The sequence below is a fragment of the Helicobacter mustelae genome (assembly GCF_900476215.1).
Classification (GTDB): domain Bacteria; phylum Campylobacterota; class Campylobacteria; order Campylobacterales; family Helicobacteraceae; genus Helicobacter_H; species Helicobacter_H mustelae.
Genome location: NZ_LS483446.1, coordinates 942,073 through 958,383, shown reverse-complemented (window position 1 = coordinate 958,383; position 16,311 = coordinate 942,073). Strand labels below are relative to the sequence as shown.

General features: G+C 44.2%; 11 protein-coding genes. 5 read left to right on the top strand and 6 right to left on the bottom strand.

Going from position 1 to position 16,311, the window contains the following annotated elements; all coding sequences use genetic code 11:
* Position 1 precedes the first annotated feature (1 nt).
* The 5 genes from DQN48_RS04440 (at position 2) to DQN48_RS04420 (ending at position 3,498) form a co-directional block, all read left to right on the top strand.
* The gene (locus tag DQN48_RS04440) at positions 2-346 is read left to right on the top strand and encodes a hypothetical protein (protein ID WP_013023155.1); all 345 of its coding nucleotides are present in this window, start codon (positions 2-4) and stop codon (positions 344-346) included.
* Positions 347-423: 77 nt separating this feature from the next.
* Entirely contained in the window at positions 424-1,368 is a 945-nt protein-coding gene (gene selD, locus DQN48_RS04435; RefSeq protein ID WP_081441291.1) for a selenide, water dikinase SelD, read from the top strand.
* A 12-nt stretch (positions 1,369-1,380) separates the two neighbouring features.
* On the top strand, positions 1,381-2,016 hold the full coding sequence (locus DQN48_RS04430; protein ID WP_041913336.1) for a hypothetical protein: 636 nt from the start codon (positions 1,381-1,383) through the stop codon (positions 2,014-2,016).
* The gene (locus tag DQN48_RS04425) at positions 2,016-2,633 is read left to right on the top strand and encodes a 6-pyruvoyl trahydropterin synthase family protein (RefSeq protein ID WP_013023152.1); all 618 of its coding nucleotides are present in this window, start codon (positions 2,016-2,018) and stop codon (positions 2,631-2,633) included. The genes DQN48_RS04430 and DQN48_RS04425 overlap by 1 nt, the downstream gene beginning before the upstream one ends.
* Positions 2,634-2,637: 4 nt before the next feature.
* Complete coding sequence (locus DQN48_RS04420; RefSeq protein ID WP_013023151.1) at positions 2,638-3,498, top strand: 7-carboxy-7-deazaguanine synthase QueE; 861 nt, start codon at positions 2,638-2,640, stop codon at positions 3,496-3,498.
* 576 nt (positions 3,499-4,074) lie between these two features.
* Here DQN48_RS04420 and gltS read toward each other — a convergent pair.
* From gltS to DQN48_RS04375, 6 genes are all read right to left on the bottom strand, one after another.
* Positions 4,075-5,274: a sodium/glutamate symporter gene (gltS, locus tag DQN48_RS04415; protein ID WP_013023150.1), complete on the bottom strand. Its 1,200-nt coding sequence runs from the start codon at positions 5,272-5,274 to the stop codon at positions 4,075-4,077.
* 943 nt (positions 5,275-6,217) lie between these two features.
* Positions 6,218-9,247, bottom strand: coding sequence for a type I restriction endonuclease subunit R (locus tag DQN48_RS04400; protein ID WP_013023148.1), 3,030 nt, complete (start codon positions 9,245-9,247; stop codon positions 6,218-6,220).
* A gap of 160 nt (positions 9,248-9,407) precedes the next feature.
* Positions 9,408-9,584 (bottom strand): hypothetical protein, encoded by a 177-nt coding sequence (locus DQN48_RS07670; protein ID WP_158303470.1) that lies wholly within the window; start codon positions 9,582-9,584, stop codon positions 9,408-9,410.
* Positions 9,581-10,867, bottom strand: coding sequence for a restriction endonuclease subunit S (locus DQN48_RS04395; protein WP_013023147.1), 1,287 nt, complete (start codon positions 10,865-10,867; stop codon positions 9,581-9,583). Before DQN48_RS04395 ends, DQN48_RS07670 begins: the two co-directional genes overlap by 4 nt.
* A gap of 19 nt (positions 10,868-10,886) precedes the next feature.
* Entirely contained in the window at positions 10,887-12,515 is a 1,629-nt protein-coding gene (locus tag DQN48_RS04390) for a type I restriction-modification system subunit M (RefSeq protein WP_013023146.1), read from the bottom strand.
* 1,217 nt (positions 12,516-13,732) lie between these two features.
* Positions 13,733-16,279, bottom strand: a complete 2,547-nt coding sequence (locus DQN48_RS04375) for a hypothetical protein (RefSeq protein ID WP_145980437.1) — start codon at positions 16,277-16,279, stop codon at positions 13,733-13,735.
* Positions 16,280-16,311: the final 32 nt, after the last annotated feature.

Sequence of the window (16,311 nt, the reverse complement as noted above, 5' to 3'; positions counted from 1 at the left end):
GATGGAAAAAGTCTTATTGATTAAGGATGACAAAATCGGCGATGGCGAGCTTGGTGGCATGGTGAGTGATGGATTTTTGAGCGCGATAGCAGATCATGCACAAAATAAAGAATTACGCCCTAGGGCCATTGTGTTTCTCAATCGTGGTGTGCTCTTTGGTGAGCCAGGCAAATATCCCACTGTCTTTGAAGCGCTTCAAAAGCTGCAAGATCTTGGCGTAGAGCTAGAGTTTTGCAAGGGCTGTGTGGAGCATTTTGGCCTGGAAAAAAAGCTAGGGGTGGGAAGGATCAATGATGCCAAAAATATCAGCGCGCTTCTCTTGCAATACCCGGTGCTAAGCCTATGAATGAAGAAATCAAGCTCACACATTTTGTGCAGTGCGCGGGTTGAGCGGGGAAATCAAGTCCGGCGGACTTATCACAAATCTTCTCCTCGCTCCCCAGCCAAAGCGATCCTAAATTGATCGCGGGATTTGAGCATCATGAGGATTGTGGGATCTATGCGCTAGAAAATGGGGATTTTTTGCTCCAAAGCATTGATTTCATCACTCCCATCGTGGACGATCCCTATTTTTATGGCAAGATTGCTGCGGCAAATGCGCTGAGTGATGTCTTTGCCAAGGGGGCTGAGGTGTGCACTGCGCTTAATGTCTTGATGTGGGATAGGGAGCATGTGAGCAAATCCTGCTTGCAAGAGATTTTGAGGGGCGGCATGGAAAAGATTAAAGAATGCGGCGCGCTGCTTTTGGGCGGGCATACCATCAATGACAGGGAACAAAAATATGGCCTGAGTGTGAGTGGCATTACTAGATCTTTTTGGCCCAATCGCGGTGCAAAGATCGGGGATGTGCTGCTGCTGTGCAAGCCTATTGGCAGTGGCATCATCACCACTGCATTAAAGAGGGAAAATCTCGCGCTTAGTGCTGCAAAAGAATGTGTGGAATCCATGGCGCTGCTCAATGTCTATGCCATGCGCATCGCTCTAGACTTCCCCATCCATGCAAGCACGGATATCACGGGATTTGGGCTCATTGGGCATTTGCTAGAGATGTGCGCAGAGGAGCAGAGTTTCGCCCTAGAGGTGGATAAAATCCCATTATTTGAACCTGTGAAAGAATTGCTAGCTCAAAATATTTCTCTAGGCAGCAAAAATAATCGCGCATATTTTTCTCATGCAGTCAGAGATACGCGGGAGCGCGGTGAAGATGGCTTTTTGTATGATGCGCAGACTTCAGGTGGAATTGTTTTTGCTTTACCCAAAAATAAGGCATGGGCATTGCTTGATGCTTTGAAAAAATCTCAATACGAACGCGCAAGCATCATCGGGGAAGTGATTCCGCGGGCACAGGGTGCGATTCTGCTAGGATGAGTGGAGGAATTTGTGAGAATTTTTGGAATTTTTGGTTTGTTTTTGCTGTTTTTTGTGGGCTGTGCGCGGCTGAATATGGGCTATTACTCCGTGCTGCAAAAGGACTATCGCTTCAATATCAACGCGCCTCTAATTATCATGCACAACTCCAATGATCTCCTATCTGCCTATTATGTGGATCTCATCATCTATGAGTTGCAGCGCCGTGGTTTTAATAGCGTCTATAAACAAACAGAATTGCGTCCAGGCACTGCGCGCAACGCCGTTTACATCCGACTTTTCAAAGACATCCGCTCCTATCCCATCGTAAGCTACAATTACAGCGTCATCAATGATGGCGTGACTTCCTCATGCTATTTTTATGGCGAGAGATTTTATTGTGATAATTCCCCGCAAAAAAGCTTCAACCTCACAGATTTCACCCAGCAAACCAACTACGCGCTTACCTACCACTTTACGCTGGATTGGTATGACCTCTACACTAGAAAGCGCATCATGTATGTGGATGGCAGCGTACAGGGCAAGACCTGTGGCTATAATTATGTCTTTCGTGATTTGATTTATAACACCATCAATCGCATGGATTTCACGCGCGAAGAAAATTATAATTACACCTCACCGCTGCCATATTATTGGGTGTGTGACTGATGATTATTCGTAGAAGTTTCTCCTTTTGTGCTGCTCACATCGTGCGCAATTGCACATCCTTGCGCTGCTCTAGGTCTTTGCATGGTCATAATTATAAGGTTGAGATTTTCCTCAAGGCTGATAGGCTAGATAATGCGGGCATGATTTTAGATTTTGGCATTTTCAAAAAAGAAATTGCGACATTCATTGATAGCTTTGATCATGCCCATCATTTTTGGAATCGTGAAGCAGAAGAATGGAAGGAATTTTGCAAAAAGGCTTCCAAGCGCTATGTGGAGCTCTGCCTCAATCCCAGCGCAGAAAATTATGCGCTGATTTTTTTGTTTTTCATTGACAAGATTTTGGGGGCGATGGAATTTGGCAACAATGAGGGCGCGTTATGGGTGGATTCTGTGCGCGTGCATGAGACCGATCATGGCTATGCACAGGCATTTGCACAAGATTTGCAAAATCCCAATTTTTTGAAACATCTAAGCCTTGATGGCGTGTGCTTTTCTCCAGGGATCACAGAGGAGTGGCAGGATCCTCAACTGCTACAAAAACTAAAAAATTACTACAAAGACCCCACTCTGCCAAAGCCTTTTGTAAATCCCAGTCCTGAACAGCAGATCTCCTAATCTCATGCAAATCCTAAAAATCTCAGAGATTTTTTATAGCCTGCAAGGCGAGGGGAGTGCGATAGGCATGCCTAGTGTTTTTGTGCGTGTGGGGCTTTGCAATCTGCGCTGCAAGGGATTTGGCGAGCGCTTGAGATATAGGGGTGAAGAGATCTTGGGCTGTGATAGCATCTATGCGGCCAATCCCAAATTCCAAGAGGAGTGGAGGGAATTTGAGAGCAGCAAAGAGCTTATTTCTGCAATCTTTGCTGCTGTGTGTGGGAATTTAGGCAGCAGCGTTGATGCTGCTTTGAGGGGTGAGGCTGGGGATTTTTCTAGCGCGCAGGTTGGGGGTGATGCACTTTTGGAAGCGCCAGAGCCCCTCCCTCCCTTTGATATCGTGCTCACAGGTGGTGAGCCTAGCTTGTATTTTCAAAATCCCGCACTTCTTGGGGCCATTGAGTTTTTTTTGGCGCGTCATCATAGAATCTCTGTAGAGAGCAATGGCAGCGTGCTTTTTGCCTTCACCCCGCTGCTAGAACGCCTGCATTTCACCCTTGGCATCAAGCTTAGCAACAGCGGCGAAAGAGAACAAAAGCGCCTCAATTTCCCCGCCATCCAAAATATCCTAGATCATGCTGCTAGCGTGGTGCTCAAATTTGTACTGGATGCAAAGATGTGTCAAGATGGCAGTGCACTAAAAGAAATTGATGCTATTCTCTCTCAGATCTCAGGAAGCTATGAGGTCTATCTCATGCCCATGGGTAGCAGCATAGAGACTATAAATCAAAATATCAAAGCCATCTTGCCCCTATGCCTAAAAAGAGGCTATAAACTCAGCGATCGCCTCCACATCCGCATCTGGGGGAATCAACGCGGATTCTAATTCTCTTTTTTCTACCCCCTTGCGCGGGTTTTCTTTCTCTCAAATAACCCAAGGGGGTTGTTTTTCTACCCCTTTGCAGGAGCTCTCTTTCTCGATAGCTCGAGTGGGTTTCTCGATAGCTCGAGTGGCTTTCCTCGCAAAAAAGGCTTTATCCCCTCCCCGCTCCCCTTAGCTCAAAAAACGCCGCCGCTTTTTTGGCAAAGAAGGGGAGAGCCTCGCTTAATCCACTTCTAGCAAAAAAAGAGCGGAGTCACTCCTGCCTCCTTGATTCTCTTTTTTTGCACCACGAAGTGGGCGAGAGGTTAGGACTCGTCATCTTAGTAGACCTGCAATAGCTTCAAGCATTTGAAAAACTTCCCTGCAGACAGCGCTAGCTGCTGCGAAAAAATAGAGCGTGTAGGGGTGGGGGTCCATAAGGCGTGCAAGCGCGTAGGCGGTGCAGGAGCGACTCCGCATATTCAAGCCCCTCCCCCTTGTGAAAGAAAGAAACTCCCTTGGGTTATTCGAGGAAAAAAACCCTTCTGGGGTTATTGCAAAGTAACGCGCTTTAAGCGGTTTTTTCTCTGCAATAGTCGCTTAGGTGAAGATGGGTAGGCTTAGGAAGAATTTGATCACTAGAGCATTGAGAATGTCGATGAAGAACGCCCCCACCATGGGCACGACCAAAAAGGCCACATGGCTTGGGCCATAGCGCTGTGTGATGGTTTGCATGTTGACGATGGCAGTAGGCGTCGCTCCCAGTCCAAAACCACAATGCCCCGCTGCAAGAACGGCTGCATCATAGTCTTTGCCCATGGTCCTAAAGGTCACAAAAATCGCATAAAGGATCATCAAAACCGTCTGGGTGATGAGCAAAATGAGCAGTGGCAGTGCGAGGTTGGCTAGCTCCCAGAGTTTGAGCGTCATTAATGCAGAGGCTAGGAAGAGCGAGAGGCTGACATTGCCAATCACTGAGACCTCGCGCTCAAAAACCTGGTGGAATTTGAAGGCAGAGAGGGTGTTGCGCAGGATCACACTCACAAAGAGACACCATACAAATGTAGGCAGGCTGAAGCTCGTGCCCTTTAAAAGCTCTGCGATCTTGGTGCCAACAAGGAGTGCGATGGCAATGAGGGCTAGGGATTCTACAAAGCTTTGGGCGGTGATGAGGCGCATGCTGCCTGGGGATTCAAATCCGCTGAAATCCTTGTCTTCTTTGTCTTTGGGCGAGAGTTTGTAGGCGTGGATCAAAAATCTAGCCACCGGCCCGCCAATGATCCCTCCCAAAATCAGTCCAAATGTCGCGCAGGCAATGGCAAGCTCTAGGCCATTTTCTAAAAAATAAGGGCTCTCTTTGAAAGTCGCTGCCCATGCTGCCCCCGTGCCATGTCCTCCGCTCATGGTGATGGAACCTCCCAGCAGGCCAAGGAGGGGATTTTGATGCATACCTAGTGCCAGAGCTACGCCAATGAGGTTTTGAGCTACCAAAAAGATGCTTACCACAATGAGGAATTTTACCAGCGTTCCCCCGCCTTTTTTGAGCGAGGCAAAATCCGCATTTAGGCCAATAGAGGAAAAAAATGCCAGCATCAAGGGGCCTTGCAGGGAGGTGTCAAACTGGATGTGAAAGCCAAAGCCCTTGAAGGCGATGGTGATGCAGATTGCGACTAAAAGGCCGCCTACGACGGGTTCTGGGATATTGTAGTCGCGCAGGAATTTGATTCTCCTAAGCACAAAGCGACCGATGAGTAAAACTGCAACCATGCAGCTCAAAGTCGCATAAAAGTCTAGTTTCATTCCACTTCCTTAAAATTGAATTAAAAGTTTAAATATAGCATTTTCGGGCTGGATTCACAAAATTTCAAAATTCCCTCATCAAAGATTCTTTCTGAAATGTGCAAAATCCTATCATCCCATCCATGGGCAATCTGCGCAAGCTCCTCGTGCACCGCATATGCCTGCACGCGCTGGCCCTTCCTCCTTAAACCCCCCCCTTTTTTTTCCAATCCCTTGCGTGGATTCTTTTCCTCGATGACTCGAGGGGTTTTTCTTTTTTTCTTATCCCCTGCGGGGGTTCTTCTTTCACGCTTTCTTAAAAATCTCTTTCCTCGAATAACCCAAGCGAGTTGCTTTTTGATGACTTGAGAAGTTTCTTTTTCTTTGACAAGGGGGAGGGGCTTATATGTGCAAGTGTGGGCAAGAGCTTCGCTCGTGCGCGAAGTCACCCCTCCCCCTTATGGACCCCCACCCCGGTCAGGCTCTACTTTTTACCGTGGGCGGGGCCCACAGGGATTTTTTAAAAACTGATTTTTTACGCTCCTAACCTCTCGCCCGCGATCTGGGTGCAAAAAAAGAGAATCAAGGAGGCGGGAGTGACTCCGCTCTTTTTTGGTCTTTGAAACTGCGGCTTTGCCTTGTTTTGCTAGAAGCGGATTCAGCGAGGCTCTCCCCTTCTTTGCCAAAAAACCCGCGGCGTTTTTTGGGGGGTGCAGCGCGCAAGGGTGCACGGGAGCGGGGAGGGGATAAAGCCTTTTTTGCGAGGAAGGCTCTCTGGTAAACGAGGAAGAGAGCCTACGCAGGGGGTAGAGAAAGACTCCCCGCAGGGGAATGAGAAAGCCCTCGCAGGGGTGGCAAGGGGAAAGAAACACGAGTCACCCCAGGAAAAGCATTTATAGGGAAAAATGTTTTTTGGGAGGGACTTGGGGGGTTATTTGCATTTTTGGTTCAACCCACCAAAAAATCAAACTTCTGCCGCAGTATCTTTGGCGCTCTCTTGCTTTGTGAAGTCTGATTTATAAATCTCATAGAATTTGTCAAAAAACTCCTGCAGATCTTGTTCCACCTTTGCCTTGACTTCCTTGCGACCATCTTGAAAAAACGACATTTTTGGTAGGATGTCGGGGAATTCTGTCCCTAAAAAGCTGATTTCTCCAGATTTGAAAGCCTTGCTCATGAAGGCATAGGCTTTTTTTTCTTGAAGATTATTTGCCTTTATGATGTTTTGGAACTCTTCCTCTCGCTGCTGCTTGACATGCTCCTGCCACTTAAAATTAGGATTGCTTTGATATTTTTTTACAAATCCTTCGATGAGTTCCTTCCTGCTTCTTAGCTGGGTACTAGAATTGATTATAGAATCTATGATCTCTCTGATGCCAGGGGCGGTTAGTTCACTATGCTTGTAGCTATAGATCAAATTCAAAATATAATCAATGCCCACCTCCTCTTGTTTGACTAGCTCCACCTCAAAGACTAGTTCCTCATTGATCTCTTCTTTTTGCTCTCCTTTTTCTCTCTTTTCTTTCATTTCATCATGGAGGTTGAGATACATCCCCTGATAGTCTTGGAAATCTCGCTCTGTGATGTGGTCGCTTTTTTGGAATTCTTCAAAGCTATTGAGGAGGTTTTCTAGCTTCAAGATGCTGCCAAAGAGTTTGATGAATTCTCTTTTTTCCTCTTCTAGATCGATGCTTGTCCCTAGAGGAAAGCCTTTGAGCTTTTCTATGAGGCTTTTATAACCCTCATAGATTTTGCCCTCATCATCCACATAGCCATTCAGGTAATCCTCATATTTTCTTAGCAGCACGATGGCTGAAGCATTTTTGTTGCCAAAGAGTTTGAGTGCATCATTGAGATCTTGCTCTAGATTTCTGAAGCAGACAATATTGCCATGGGTTTTTACGCTATCTAGGATGCGATTGGTGCGAGAAAATGCCTGAATGAGCCCGTGATATTTGAGGTTTTTATCTACCCAGAGGGTGTTGAGTGTCTTGGCATCAAATCCTGTGAGGAACATATTTGCCACGATCAAGATATCAATCTTGCGCTCCTTCATGTTTTTGGCAAGATCTTTGTAATATTCCTGAAAGCCTGAGGTGTCAAAATTGCTCCCAAACATTGCATTATAATCCTTTATCGCATTGTCTAGGAATTCTTTTGAGTTTTGATCTAGCCCATCTATGTTCTCATTGTTTTCCTCTTCTAGCCCATCTATGCCCTCACTCTGGCTATAGCTAAAGATCGTAGCGATTTTGAGGGAGTGGTCTTGCTCCTTGAAGGCTTGATAATATTTCTTTGCCGCCTTTATGCTAGAGCATGCCAAGATGGAATTAAATCCCTTGTGGCCTGATTTATTTTGTGTGGATTCTCCTGCGAGGTTTTTTGCATAGGCATAGTTTTCTTCATTTTTTGTCAGACGCGCGAAGTTTTTGATGATGTAGTCTGTGATGGCTTTGATCCTCCGCTCATCTAGCAGGGCTTTTTCCTCGTCGATGGCTCTGACATCCTTGTCTTTGATGTCTTTTTTTGCCTGCGTGGTGTTGGTATATTCTACTCTGAAGGGTAGTACATTTTTGTCGCTGATGGCATCGATGATGGTGTATTCATGTAAGCGCTCACCAAATTTATTCTCTGTGGTGTCTTGAGGCTTGCTTTTGTCGCAATTCTCTGCAAAAATAGGCGTACCTGTGAAGCCAAAGAAATAATATTTTTTGAATGCCTGGGTGATTTGTTTGTACACATTCCCAAGGCTTCGATGACATTCATCAAAGATTATCACCACTTCTTTTTGATAGATCTCATGCTTGGGGTTTTTCTCGATGAAAATGGCGAGCTTTTGGATGGTGGTGACGATGATTTTTGCATCTGGGTTTTCTAGATGCTCTTTGAGTTTTGTGGTGTTTTTGGTGGCATTGGCAGCACCCTTTTGGAAATTTTCATATTCCTTCATGGTTTGATAGTCTAGATCTTTTCTGTCTACGACAAATAGCACCTTTGCTATGTGTTTGAGCTCTTGGGTCAGGGTCGCGGCCCTGAAGCTTGTGAGGGTTTTGCCACTTCCTGTGGTATGCCAGATATATCCTCCATTGGCCTTGGTGCCATAGCTCTTGTTTTGATGGGCGATGCGGATTTTTTCTAATATCCTCTCTGTGGCCACGATCTGATAGGGTCGCATCACAAGCAGATTCTCATCGCTTGTAAATATGCAATAACGTGTCAAGATATTCAAAATACTATGCCGCGCGAAAAAGGTCTTTGCAAAATCCACCAAATCCAGGATTTTTTGATTTTTGGCATCTGCCCAGTAGTTGGTAAATTCAAAAGTATCTGTATTCTTGCCATTGCGCGAGCTTTTTATGGTGTTTGAGTAATATTTGCTCTCTGTGCCATTGCTGATGACAAAAATCTGCACATAATCAAAAAGCCCATCATCTACGCAAAAACTTTTTTTGGCATAGCCCTGCATCTGGGTAAACGCATTTTTCAAGGCCACGCCTCTTTTTTTGAGCTCGACATGCACCAATGGCAGGCCATTGACAAGGATGCTTACATCATAGCGATTTTGGCCCCCATTTGCTTCGTATTGATGGATGACCTGCAAAGAATTTCTATAGATGTTTTTCTTATCGATGAGTTTGATATTTTTCTTTTCGCCATTTTCTAGATCTAGGGTGAAACTGCTAACTTGTTGGAATTTTTTGGTCTTTTCTTTGTGGGTTTCTTGTTTGTTTGCGATGATGTGAGTATAAAAATCCCTCCATTCGCTATCACTGAAGGTGAATTCATTGAGTCTCTCTAGGCTTTCTCTTAGATTTTGCTTTAGCTTTTCTTGGTTGTGGATTTTTTTGTATTCATAGCCCTGCTTTTCTAGGATGGCGATAAATTCCCTCTCTAGCTCTGCCTCGCTCTCATAGGATCCCTTTCTCTCTGTCTCTCTGAAATATTCTGCGACCACTGTGCTTTCATTACTCTGTGCGATGGTTTGATAATTCATAGTTTGTTCCTTTGTTTTTAGATTTATTTTTTTCTTTCCTCGAATAACCCCAGGGGGTTGCTTCTATCCCCTGAGCGGCTGCTTTTTCCTCGTTTGCCCGAGAGGCTTCTTTTTCTTTGACAAGGGGGAGGGGCTTATATGGCAAAGTCGCTCCCTCCCCCTATGTCGTACCCCCACCCCGACACGCTCTACTTTTTATCGTGGGCATACGCCCACAGGGATTTTTCACAATGCTCCCACTTGTGCCCGTGCATTGCAACCACACCACCCTACGCGGCCCATCCTTTTTATGGGGTTGGAGTGAGGGTAGGGAACCCCCCTGCCTTAAAAGCATCATTCTCCCTCCTTTATGAGGGGTGTGAAGGTGAGCAGTTTGTCACGATAATATTCATATTGCTTTTTTCTTGCAGCAATCTCTGCAGGGATGCCAGAGCTAAGGTCCTCTGTGAGGGTGGAGAAATCATCTAAAATCTTCACAATCTCTCTTTGGACTTCCAGAGGGGGAAGGGGGATTTTGAAGTTTTGTAATACATTTGCATTCAAGTTATTTATCGTTGTCGTATTCAAAGATTTTTCTAAATATTGTTTAAAAATATTGCTTGTAAAAACATGATATACAAAGCGACTATTTAACTCACGAATTCTAATCACTCCCATAAAGCCACCAAAAACATAATCAGAATTTGCATCAATAAAAGCCACTTTCCCTATGTGTTCACTGCTTCCACTTCCAGCGCAAATTAATATGTCATTTTTTTTAAGGTATTGCTCTTTTCTGATTTTTACACTTTTGTCTATAGTTTTAATGTCTTCAAAATTTAAGTGATTTGATAGGGTTATGTTATTTGCGCGTAATACTTTGATTCCACATCCTTGGCCATTAATTTCCTGGCTTTTTCTATAGGTGACGCCTCTTATATATTCCCCCACCTCCCCCAACTTCCTAAACTCCACACCATGAGGGCAGAGAGAGAGTAGCAATGCTTTGAGGGCTTTGGGATAGGATTTATTTCTTAGTCTCTGCTCTGCTCCTTCTTTGCTTGCATCCACATCGCCAAAAGAGAGCAGCCAATTGCGATAGTATTCATATTGCTTTTTGCGCAACTTTAATTCTGTATTTAATTCTGTATTTAATTCTGTAAATGTGTCTAAAATCTTCACAATCTCTCTTTGGACTTCCAGAGGGGGAAGGGGAATGGGGAGAGTCTCAATGTCTGCTTTATTTAATGCAGGAATACTACCGCGAATAACAAGATTTTCCATAATTTGGCTTTCATTGGCTTTGAGATAAAAGTATAAAAATTTCGTTAAAAGTTTATTGGAGTTTTTAACTTTATAGGGATAACATAGACCCCCTGCAAAAAATTTCTCATTAAAGTAATTTACAAATCCTGCATATTCTCCCCTAGATGCAATAGTTATATTTTCTCCGTCATTATTAAAATCATGGTAATAGCCATAAAGATCTCTTCCTGAATTTATCACGGGATACTTTCCATTATTTTTCACTTCACTTGTTTTTAGTGTTTTTTTGTTTTGAAACTCACACACCTCCCCCAACTTCCTAAACTCCACACCATGAGGGCAGAGGGTTTGGAGTAATTTCTCTACAGAATTCATTTTCGTCACACAGCCTGAATCACGCTTCAAGTTCTGTGATGATGGAGTCTAGTCTCTCTCTGACATCTTGCTCTCTTTTTACAATTTCTCTGATTTCTTGATTGAGTGCTTGGATGTCAATCTCTTCTTTTTGCTCTTGGGTTTCTATGTAGCGATTTACAGAGAGATTGTAGTCATTGTCTTTGATTTTCTCCATGGATACCAGGGTAGAGAAATGAGGGAGCTCCTCTCTTTGGATCCAGGTTTGGAGGATCTTTTCTCGATTTTGCTCTGTGAGCTTATTTTTTTTGCCGCTTTTTACAAATTCCGCGCTCGCATCGATGAAGAGGGTCTTGTCATCTCTCTTGTTTTTTTTGAGTACGAGGATGGCCGTGGCGATGCTTGTGCCAAAAAAGAGATTGCTAGGCAGTTGGATCACGCAATCTACATAATCGTGGTTTATTAGATATTCTCGGATCGTTTTTTCTGCACCGCTTCGGTAGAGCACTCCTGGGAATTCTACGATGGCACAAGTGCCAGAGTTAGAGAGGGAGTGGAGCATGTGCATGGTGAAGGCCAGATCTGCACTGCCTTTTGGGGCGAGCTTGCCTGCTGCGCGAAAACGCTCATCTCCCATGAGAGTGGGATCATCATCGCCCACCCATTTGGTGGAGTAGGGGGGATTGGATACGATGGCATCAAAGGGTTCATCATCTCTATGCTTGGGATCTGTGAGCGTATCTCCATGCGCAATGTTGAATTTATGATAATCGATGTCATGCAAAAACATATTGATGCGGCAGAGATTGTAGGTAGTGAGATTGATCTCTTGGCCATAGAAGCCTTTTAGTACATTTTCTTTGCCGATGACCTTGGCGCATTGCAGCAGCAGCGAGCCGCTCCCACAGCAGGGGTCATAGACTTTGTTTACAGATTCTTGTCCATGCAGGGCGATTTTTGCCAGCAGTTGGCTGACTTCTTGAGGGGTGAAAAATTCCCCTCCGCTTTTACCAGCATTGCTCGCATACATGGCCATCAAGTATTCATAGGCATCGCCAAAGACATCGATACCACTTTGCTTGATTTCTCCTAGCTGCATGGAGTTAATTGCGCACAAAAGCTTGATGAGCTTTTTGTTTTTTTCATCTACGCTGTTTCCTAGTTTATTGCTATTGACATCAAGATCTGCGAATAATCCTTTTACATTGTCTTCTGAGCCTGTACCTATGCTAGATTTTTCGATGTTTTTGAAGATGTTGCCCAATGTGGTATTGAGATTTTCATCATTGGGGGCATTTTTGACTACATTGCAAAATAATGCACTAGGCGGGATAAAAAAGCCCTTTGCTTTGATGAGATCTTCTCTGACTGTTTCTGCTATCTCATCGCTAAGATCTTCATAAAATTTGGGCTTTCCTTCGCGGGCATTGATGTAGTTTGCGAGATTTTCTGAGATATAGCGATAAAAGATCATGCCTAGTACATATTGTTTGAAATCCCAGCCATCTACTGAGCCTCTGAGTTCATTGGCTACTTTCCAGATAGTGTTGTGGAGTTCGCTTTGTTCGTTAAGGGAAGAATGAGGAGGGTTAGTAGAGTTAGTAGAGTTAGTAGGATGAGTAGGATTATCGGTTAGTGTTGGGTTGAGTTGAGTTGTGTCAGTTTTCATAACTAGCCTTTGTTTTTATTTGAGCCTTTTTGGGCGAATTGGGCGCACGCTTTTTTAAATGCGCATTTGAGAGGGCTTATTATAGCAGGAAGCTGTGTGCAACTCAAGAAGGTGAGTTGTGGCTCTTGCTGTCCTTTTGGTGGGCGATGGGTTGTGCATCCCCTGCGCTGTTTTTGTTTCCATTAAAAAGATTGGATTTTTTTCAAAGTCTCTTTTTTTTAAATTTCTTTATAAGGGGTTTTGAGACACTGTTTTTCTCGCTCCCTTGCGGGGAGTCTCTTTCCTCGACGACTCGAGAAGCGCCCCCCTTTTTTTTTGCGAGGGCTTTCTTTCTCCCCTGTGGGGAGTTTTTTTCTTTGACAAGGGGGAGGGGCTTATATGTGCAAGTGTGGGCAAGAGCTTCGCTCGTGCGCGAAGTCACCCCTCCCCCTTATCCATCCCCCACCCCGGTCAGGCTCTACCTTATTTTTATCGTGGGCAGTGGCCCACAGGGATTTTTTAAAATGCTCCCACTTGTGCCCTCGTGCTGCAACCACTGCATTCTTATCAATTAGGCTCTATCTTACCGTGGATGATGGGGGGAGGATTTTATTCTTTGGTGATGAGGGTTAGGGGAAGCTAATAAATCTAAGTGCTTTGCTATAATAGCAACGCCCCTCAAGTATTGAGGGGCTAAAAACCCATAAAAAGGACGAGCTATGAAGAGACATAGCAAAAAGCGTCCTACGAGGGTATTATACTTCAAATTTAGCCTTTTTTGGTTTAGGTTGGAGATTCTACTCAAGAGGTAACGCTTTGGGGCTTTTGCCCCGCCCTTTTGGTGGGTTGAACCAAAAATGCAAGTAACCCCCCAAGCCCCTCCCAAAAAAAAACACTTTTTTCTCTAAATCTGCAGCACTTTTTCCTCGAATAACCCAAGCGAGTTGCTTTTTGATGACTTGAGAAGTTTCTTTTTTCCTTATCCCCTGCGTGGAGTTTTTCTCTTTACCATCCTCTTGCGGCTGCTCTTTTCCTCGTTTTCCCGAGAAGTTTCTTTTTCTTTCACAAGGGGGAGGGGCTTGAATGGCGGAGTCGCTCCTGCACCGCCTACGCGCTTGCACGCCTTATGGACCCCCACCCCGGTCAGGCTCTACTTTTTACCGTGGGCGGGGCCCGCATGGGTTTTAAAATGCTTTTTTACTCTCCTAATCACCGCCAGTGCGGCTAGTCAAAAAAGATTATCTTTTGCGAATGAAGCCATGACGAGCTTCTTGGAAATGATTGCGATTTTTGAAGGTATGGCTTGTTGGATTTTTTTCTAGTTGTGGATTGTAGGGGGAGAGGGTTTGCTTGATGTTCCTTTTTTTGCCTACTTCTTTGGGGCGCACGCTGTATTGGCCCCTTGGGCGAGCGATGATCTGGCCAAATTTATAGCGCAGCCCCGTGGAAAGCAGCCAATAGGTATTGACCCTGCCAAAAAACTCTGTTTTAAAATCTGCAAACATTCTTAGACTGTCATTCAAAAACAATACTTCTGTTCCAAGACCTAGGCCTAGGTGATGCTGGCCTTTGTTGGGATTATTAGAGAGCGGGATATTGGCATCATCAATTAGTGTGAGTGTCCCGCCTGTGTTGATGCCATAGGCATAGGAGATTTGGGTTTTGGCCTTCACAGAAAAGGTGTCATAGTCATAGCGCTTCACGCTTAAAACGCCTAGTTTTGTAATCATTGCTGGAGTGGTGGCAAGAGAGGAGCGGATATGATAGCCCGTTGTGGCATCTAGGAAGCTAAAGCGCGTTCCACCAATCACACCAGGTGTGAGAGAAAAAAATGGCTGGATGTAGAAGCGATTGTCTCTTACATAGCCTACAGAGGTGGTATTGCGGCAAAAGAGACTGCCATCACCCCCACTCTTGCATTTTTCCACGGTTTTGGAGCGGGAATTACGGAAGGGGTAGAAGCTGTATCCGATACGAAAATCTGCCAAAAAGATATTGGTATAAAACTCTGGAGAGGCCTTGGACTGATAGAGGTAATTTTGTGAATGCCCTAAGACATATTTGACCTTTCCATCGATGAAGAGATCATCATTATAGATGTAGCCGGCATAAAATCCAAACCCATAGGCTGCTGCTGAGCCATTATAGCCCGCATCATTGCCATAGATTTTGAGATAATCAAAGCTCCCACCATAAAAATATCGCGTATTATTGATATTTTCTCCATAATCAAAACCTCCCTGCACGGTGTAGAAAAGATTTTGAGCATTTTGTTTTTTGTTGAAATCATTTTTTTGGTAGATTCCCCCGCCATAGACCTTGATCCATACGCCAAAATTCATCGGTGGATAGAGCAGGTCATCGATTCGGGAATTGATGCTATTTGCCTGGATTTTGAAGATTTTGTAGGGAATGGATAGGATATTAAAAAGAGAAAAAGCAGTTTGATTGGGGCGGTAATCTATGGAGCCAAGTATCCAGTTCATGCCACCATTTGGAGCGTTTTTTTTGATTAATGTGGGGTAGTAGTTATAAATCCCTGTAATGGTTTCTAGCCCAACAAAATCTCCATTTACTTGCTTGGCATGCGCGACGATCATATTTTTTCCTGCAACATCAAAACCAAGCCTTGATCCATTCTGATAGATTTGGATGTATTGCTTCCCATTGAGCTCATTGGTATCTACTTTATCAACTTGTCCTAGTGGCACATCTGCCATGAGTCGAAACACTCCATTATTACCATTGAGTTGTCGCGTAATCTCTAGGGTTCGCATTTTGAAGGGGGCCTTGCTAGAAATACGTGAGCTATCCCCATCATCAGCGATCTTGGTAAAATCCACCATTGCAATTTTGTCAATATTTCCATATTGATTTTTGATGTCATGGGGGCTATTGTTGGCATTGAGTGTTCTTACAGCGGAATTTGCTGTAAGGATCCACTTCCCCCCCTCATCAAGTAATAACTCGGCATTTGCGCTTCCTTGTAGCGAAAAGAGTCCTTGAAAAAAACTTTGTGGATTTGTTAGATGAATGATTACCTCACTTTGTGCACTCGAGGATTTTTCAACAGCAATATCTCCTTTGAGCTGCACAATGTTTTTTCTGTTGTAGGTGGTTTTTTTGTTTGGATCATAATTCACATAAAAAACCCCATCTCCTCCTATGCTAGTGATGCTCCGATAACCCACTCCAGAGCCCTTCCAGCCTTTTGATTTTTGCATTTTTGATACATCAATAAAAGTATTTCCAAAGAAATAATAACCCCCCTCCCCATCATTCACATTAAAAATTCCTCTAGTGATATAGAAATCTTTTGTAGCTGTGACATTCACATCGGTGTTGAAGCGGAATACAGAAGGTTGGGTAGTTGGCTTTCTTCTGGTGATAAAAACCCCTTCTACAGGAAGTTTGGCATTGGGATCTGGCAAAGATAATAAATTGAGTGTGAAGCTACCTCCATTAATGCTATAGGTATTGCCCCCATCTCCGCGGAAAAACACCGCTGCCCAACTACCATAATTCCCCGTGGCAGTAAGATTAACAGTAAGATTGGCATTGTTATTAAGAGATAGAGTATTGTAATTGCTAAAAATTGCTCCTGTATAGCAATTATCTTGTGCGGCATTGCATTGGATGCTTCCATCAGGAGTGTTGTTGAGATTGATATGGATATCAAGGGTGGTATTTTGATTATAAGTGGATTGCACCTGTGTAACTGTGGCATTGGTAGCTGTGTATGCAAAAGAAGATAATGATAAAAAATACAAAAAGATTTTTTTCAAGAAACGTGCTCCATCCAAATCTTGCTTTTTAT

What these genes read in the sequence shown, in the direction of transcription:
- DQN48_RS04440 (WP_013023155.1), top strand. Translation starts at nt 2, where the DNA reads ATGGAAAAAGTCTTATTGATTAAGGATGACAAAATCGGCGATGGCGAG.
- DQN48_RS04425 (WP_013023152.1), top strand. Translation starts at nt 2,016, where the DNA reads ATGATTATTCGTAGAAGTTTCTCCTTTTGTGCTGCTCACATCGTGCGC.
- DQN48_RS04420 (WP_013023151.1), top strand. Translation starts at nt 2,638, where the DNA reads ATGCAAATCCTAAAAATCTCAGAGATTTTTTATAGCCTGCAAGGCGAG.
- gltS (WP_013023150.1), bottom strand. Translation starts at nt 5,274, where the DNA reads ATGAAACTAGACTTTTATGCGACTTTGAGCTGCATGGTTGCAGTTTTA.
- DQN48_RS04400 (WP_013023148.1), bottom strand. Translation starts at nt 9,247, where the DNA reads ATGAATTATCAAACCATCGCACAGAGTAATGAAAGCACAGTGGTCGCA.
- DQN48_RS07670 (WP_158303470.1), bottom strand. Translation starts at nt 9,584, where the DNA reads ATGATGCTTTTAAGGCAGGGGGGTTCCCTACCCTCACTCCAACCCCAT.
- DQN48_RS04395 (WP_013023147.1), bottom strand. Translation starts at nt 10,867, where the DNA reads ATGAATTCTGTAGAGAAATTACTCCAAACCCTCTGCCCTCATGGTGTG.
- DQN48_RS04390 (WP_013023146.1), bottom strand. Translation starts at nt 12,515, where the DNA reads ATGAAAACTGACACAACTCAACTCAACCCAACACTAACCGATAATCCT.